Genomic DNA, 5,140 nt, shown 5'->3' with positions numbered 1-5,140 from the left:
CTTCAACCGCTCAGATGGATACCATCGAGTTGGCCGCAGAAATTGTCTCGGCTTACGTGTCGAACAATCCGGTTCCAGCGACTGAGCTTTCAGCGCTCATCGCTGGCGTCCACGTTGCGCTGACTGGCCTCACGAACAAAGGCGCAACGGTCGATGCGGGGCCAGAGAAGGCGACGCCCGCTCAGATCAAGAAGTCGATGACGCCGGAGCACCTCGTCAGCTTCGAGGACGGTAAGAGCTACAAAACCCTGAGGCGGCACCTGACCCTGCGCGGCCTGACCCCCGAGAGCTACCGGGAGAAGTGGGGCTTGCCCCGCGACTACCCGATGACCTCGTCGAAATATTCGGCCCAGCGGTCCGAATTGGCTCGTACCCTCGGCCTGGGACAGCAGCGCAGGAAGGCTGCCGCGAAGTCCTCTGTTGCAGCCGAGACGGTATCCGAGACACCCAAGAAGGTTGGTCGACCTCGGAAAGCACCTGCTGCAGCGGCACCGAAGGCGGGCGGCCGGAAGAAGGCGCCCACTGCTGCAGCGGCTGAGTAAAGCCCCTCAGCGCCGCCGCAATTCGATCCACGAGGTGAGCGGATCCATGACGTAGGCGGCAACGGTTGCCGCCCACGCCTTGGCGCGGTCCGGCAATGACCGGTTGCCGCGCCGCACGGCGCCGTCCTCGGCCATGCGGGCTGCCACGAAGGCGTCCTCGTATGGCTTGCATTCGTCCAGAGCATTGCGCTGGGAGCCGGCCCGGCTTTGTACCGCCGGCTGGCGCGCAAAGGCTTCACGAACGCAGCCGTTCCACGCCTGCTCCAGGGCTGTAAGATCGGCTGACAACCCGGTAGGCGCAGCCGCTCCGACCGCGTTCGGAGGGCTCGCAGCACCGATCAAGACAAGGATGAACACCGACTTCCGCATGTCGATGATATCGCTGATTCGGAGGGCTACGGGCAAGAACGTATGGGCAACACTCGCGCGGGTTTTGCGCGGTTGAGGCCGTCCATAGGTGCCTGTGAAGGTGTGACTCAGGTGTTCTGTAGTCCGTCTCCACTACATTCAAGACCCAAAAACGATCCGCTGGGCTCAAGCACATTCAAAATGTGTATGTTATTTGCCTGCAAGCGAAGATGAGCATGTCACTCGGCCGCTTCATCTCGCTCGGCTTGCTGGTGTCGAATTGTGCCATCAGTACTACCGACGTCTTCAACCTTCTCGTCGTCCGGTCGCACGCCCTCGGCCGTGTAGAAGTCGCCGCGCCGCACCGCTTCGCCCCTCGTCACCATGACGCTGAGATACGCGTTGAGCGTGCCTTCTGCGACGTCTGGAAGCTGACGGGCGATGTCCGCCTGTGACAGGCCCTGCGGTCCAGTCTCATGCAGCAACGCCCTGAGCCGGCCTTTAGCCGAGTTGGCCCTTGGCCCGCGCACGCCACGAGTGGTCCCGCGTTGAGCTCGCGTTTGGCCGTCGTCGGCATCCGATAGCAGGCCCCCGGCGTCGAGCGGTGTCCCCTCGACAATGGCGGCCAACGCCTTCTCCGCGAGCTTCAGCTTCGCCAGTTCCGTGCTGATCCGGTCGAACTCGGATTGCAACTCAGCCTTGCGCTGCCTCACGTCGGCAAGTGCCTTCACGAGCGTATCACCCTCGGTCATCTCTCAGCTCATCGTGTGGTCGCAAAACGAGCGGTCCACCATCCACAACGTCTCCAAGCCTAAGCTTCGGAAAGGCCGTGTCACCGCTCGCGCCATCGGGCGGCCATGTACATCACAGGTCCGTCATCGCGCTAGCCATTCCCGCAGCTTGGTCCAGCGTGGACGCATGTTGCCGCCGCGCACGGCGATGCCGATCGCCTTGCGCTGCCCGATCAGCACGACGAGGCGCTTGCCCCGCGTCACCCCCGTGTAGAGGAGGTTGCGCGCCAGCATGGTCCAGTGCTGCATCGCCAGCGGGATCACCACCGCGGGGTATTCCGAGCCCTGCGATTTATGGATCGTCGTGGCATAGGCTGGCACCAGGGTATCGAGCTCGCCGTAGGGGTAGGCCACCTCCCGCCCGTCGAAACTGACGATCACCGCGCCTTCCTCCTCGTCGATGCGGGCGACCGTGCCGAGGTCGCCGTTGAACACCTCGCGCTCATAGTCGTTCTGGCTCTCCATCACCCGGTCGCCCGGCGAGAAGCGCCAGCCGAAGCGCTCGACCGAGACGGCTGGGTGCGGGTTCAGCACGGCCTGGAGTTCGTGGTTGAGGTTGCGTGCGCCTAGCAGGCCACGCTGCATCGGGGTGAGGACCTGCACGTCGCGGATAGGGTCGAGGCCGAAGCGGGCCGGGATGCGCCGCGTCACCACCTCGATCAAGGTCGCCACCCCAGCCTCGGGCTCATCGATCTCGATGAGATGGAAGTCGCTCGGCTCGCCGGCCCGCGGCCGCTCCGGCATCTGCCCCGCGTTGATACGATGGGCGTTGACCACGATCCGGCTCTCGGCCGCCTGCCGGAACACCTCCGTCAGTCGTGCCACCGGGACTGCGCCCGAGGCGATGACATCGGCCAGCACCTGACCAGGCCCGACCGAAGGGAGCTGGTCCACATCCCCGACGAGCAGCAGACCCGCATGTCCAGGTATGGCCTTGGTGAGGGCGTTCATCAGCGGCACGTCGAGCATCGAGGCTTCGTCGAGGACGAGCACATCGCAATCGAGCGGGTTCTCCTCGTTGCGCGAGAAGCCGCCGTGCTTCGGGTCGATCCCGAGCAGACGATGGACCGTCTTCGCCTCCAGCCCGGTCTGCTCGGTCATGCGCTTGGCAGCCCGGCCGGTGGGGGCCGCGAGCAGCACTCGCATCCCCTTGGCGACGACGATGCGCAGGATGGTGTCGAGGGTCGAGGTCTTGCCGACACCCGGGCCACCGGTGACGACGCTGAGCTTGGCCCCAATGACGAGGCGGACGGCCTCGACTTGCGAGGGTGAGAGCACCTTGCCGGTCTTGGCCTCGACCCAAGGGAGCGCCTTGACAAGATCGATCAAGGGCCACGGCGGACGATCCGAGACCCGGGCGAGCAGACGCTCACCGATCATGCGTTCGGCTGCGTGCAGCCCTGCCAGGAAGATGCAGGCTTCGCCGCGGATCGTATCCTGTACGACCTCGCCGCCGGCCAGGACCTCGACGAGGGCGGAACGGATAAGGGCGACTTCGACGCCGAGGAGATCCACAGCGAGCTTGAGCAGGTCGGCCGTCGGTAGGCCGCAGTGGCCGCCGTCGGTGGCAGTCTGCAGCGCGAAGGACACGCCGGCACGCAAGCGCTGCGGGGATTCCTTCGTCAATCCGAGCCGCATCGCGATGGCGTCGGCTGTCTTGAAGCCGATGCCGCGGATGTCCCTGGCCAGGCGATACGGGTCCTCGGTCATGACCGCGATGGCCTCGTGACCGTAGGTCTTGAAGATACGCACCGCCCGGGCCGTGCCGACGCCATGAGCGTGCAGGAACAGCATGATCTCCCGCACCGCCTTCTGCTCGGCCCAACCCGAGACGATCCGTGCAGCGCGCTTCGGACCGATGCCCTCCACCTCAGTCAGGCGGGCGGGGCTGGCCTCGATGATCTCGAAGGTGCCCTCGCCGAAAGCTGCCACGATCCGCTTGGCCATGGCCGGTCCGATGCCGCGCATGTAGCCGGAGGCGAGGTACTTCTCGATGCCGTCCGTGCCGGTCGGCGGCGTCGCCGTCAGGGTATCGGCCTTGAACTGTAGGCCGTGCTGCCGGTCGGTGTGCCAGACGCCGGTGGCGGTGATCCACTCGCCTGCACCGATTGCCGGCGCATGGCCGATGACTGGGACCAAGTCGCGCTTACCGCGGGCCTGGACCTTCAGCACGCAGAAGCCCGTCTCGGCGTTGTGGAAAGTGACCCGCTCGATTGTACCGGCAAGCGTCTCGGTGGGCTGACCGCGTTCGAACTTATGCGGTCGCCCTCTCTCGTTCATTCGCTGCACCCATCCATGTCGCCCGCAGAAACACAGGTGCTTAATGCAACAGCTTGACATGGCCTGCGACACTGCAGGTCGGCCGCGTCGGCGAGATTACGTAGCGCGTCAGCTACTCGTCTACGGCTACCTTCAGCCGGGCCTACAGGTGGCTATTCAGCCATCCGCCAAGGCCGGAATCCACGTAGCCAGGTGAATCTAGGCAGAGTAAATAAGGCGGCTCCCAAAGGATTCGCGCGAACCGAGACCTGGCACGGCGGGTCGCGGCACGTCATCCCAGCCGTCGTGGGAAGACGCCCGGACAGTGTAAAGGCTAACTTTCTTGGGAACTGTACAATAAGAGATAAGTCTCTCCGCGGGATCGGTTAATTAAAACATTGCGCATCAGCGAGCGTAGATTCCGGCAGTGGGCTCCTCGCCAGTCAGGAGAGGCCTTAGGGCTTTGAACTCAGCCGATAAGAAGTCGCTGACGGCCCTTATTCTAGCCAACGACCGCTGCTCCTCGTTGTATATCACGTACCAGGACCGGCGGATTGTGGTAAGGGTCGGCAAGATTGGCAGCAGTTCAGCGTGAGCCCTGGTCATAAAGTGGGGAAGGATGCAAATGCCCAGCCCTTCGACGGTCGCGTTAAGCTGCGCAATGAGACTAGAGCTTTGAAATGATGCGACCGCGTATGGCAAAACAATGCGCAGATAATCAAAATACGAGGAAAAGACGAGTTCGTCTGTATAGCTGATCAGCGGATGATCATACAGATCCTCCATCGTCCTAATATCTGGTGCTTGCGCAATGTATTCACGGCTTGCATAGGCACAGAGGTAATAATTGGCCAGCTTGCGGCTCACCAGGCGGGCGTGATCGGGCGGCGTAAGCCCGATAATCATGTCGGTCTCACGCTTGGTCAGACTAAAATTGTGCGGCATAGCGGCCAGTTGGACTGCCAACCCCTTGTGGATCTTCGAGAGCCTGGCGAGACGTGGCGCCAGCAGCATGGCGCCCACCACCTCGGGCGCCCCAATTCGAATGGTACCGCTGACCGAGCTGTCGCGGTCGACAATGGCCTCCCGCGCGTCGAGGATCAGCGCTTCGATCCGTTCGGCGCGCTCGACTAGCTTCGCCCCCGCCGACGTCAGGACGGATCCGCTTGGGGTACGCTGGAACAACTTGGCGCCAAGTTG

General features: G+C 63.6%; 5 protein-coding genes. 1 reads left to right on the top strand and 4 read right to left on the bottom strand.

Features of this window, described 5'->3' with window-relative positions; genetic code table 11:
- Nucleotides 1-14 precede the first annotated feature (14 nt).
- Complete coding sequence (locus COGEMETH_RS10680) at nt 15-542, top strand: Ros/MucR family transcriptional regulator (RefSeq protein ID WP_238182549.1); 528 nt, start codon at nt 15-17, stop codon at nt 540-542.
- A gap of 6 nt (nt 543-548) precedes the next feature.
- On the opposite strand, the gene COGEMETH_RS10675 is transcribed toward COGEMETH_RS10680, so the two are convergent.
- The 4 genes from COGEMETH_RS10675 to COGEMETH_RS10655 form a co-directional block, all read right to left on the bottom strand.
- On the bottom strand, nt 549-911 hold the full coding sequence (locus COGEMETH_RS10675) for a hypothetical protein (RefSeq protein WP_238182548.1): 363 nt from the start codon (nt 909-911) through the stop codon (nt 549-551).
- A gap of 218 nt (nt 912-1,129) precedes the next feature.
- Nucleotides 1,130-1,642 carry a hypothetical protein gene (locus tag COGEMETH_RS10670; RefSeq protein WP_238182547.1) on the bottom strand — a complete coding sequence of 171 codons (513 nt, stop codon included), beginning with the start codon at nt 1,640-1,642 and terminating at the stop codon, nt 1,130-1,132.
- A gap of 123 nt (nt 1,643-1,765) precedes the next feature.
- Complete coding sequence (gene recD2 / locus COGEMETH_RS10665; RefSeq protein WP_238182546.1) at nt 1,766-3,961, bottom strand: SF1B family DNA helicase RecD2; 2,196 nt, start codon at nt 3,959-3,961, stop codon at nt 1,766-1,768.
- Between the two features lie 384 nt (nt 3,962-4,345).
- On the bottom strand, nt 4,346-5,140 hold a 795-nt coding region (locus tag COGEMETH_RS10655; protein ID WP_238182545.1), incomplete at its 5' end, for a LysR family transcriptional regulator.

The organism is Methylobacterium trifolii, from assembly GCF_022179685.1.
Taxonomy (GTDB): Bacteria; Pseudomonadota; Alphaproteobacteria; order Rhizobiales; family Beijerinckiaceae; genus Methylobacterium; species Methylobacterium trifolii.
This window is presented reverse-complemented; position numbering and strand designations above follow the sequence as displayed.

Coding starts and splice junctions, on each gene's coding strand:
- COGEMETH_RS10680 (WP_238182549.1), top strand. CDS start 15: ATGGATACCATCGAGTTGGCCGCAGAAATTGTCTCGGCTTACGTGTCG.
- COGEMETH_RS10675 (WP_238182548.1), bottom strand. CDS start 911: ATGCGGAAGTCGGTGTTCATCCTTGTCTTGATCGGTGCTGCGAGCCCT.
- COGEMETH_RS10670 (WP_238182547.1), bottom strand. CDS start 1,642: ATGACCGAGGGTGATACGCTCGTGAAGGCACTTGCCGACGTGAGGCAG.
- recD2 (WP_238182546.1), bottom strand. CDS start 3,961: ATGAACGAGAGAGGGCGACCGCATAAGTTCGAACGCGGTCAGCCCACC.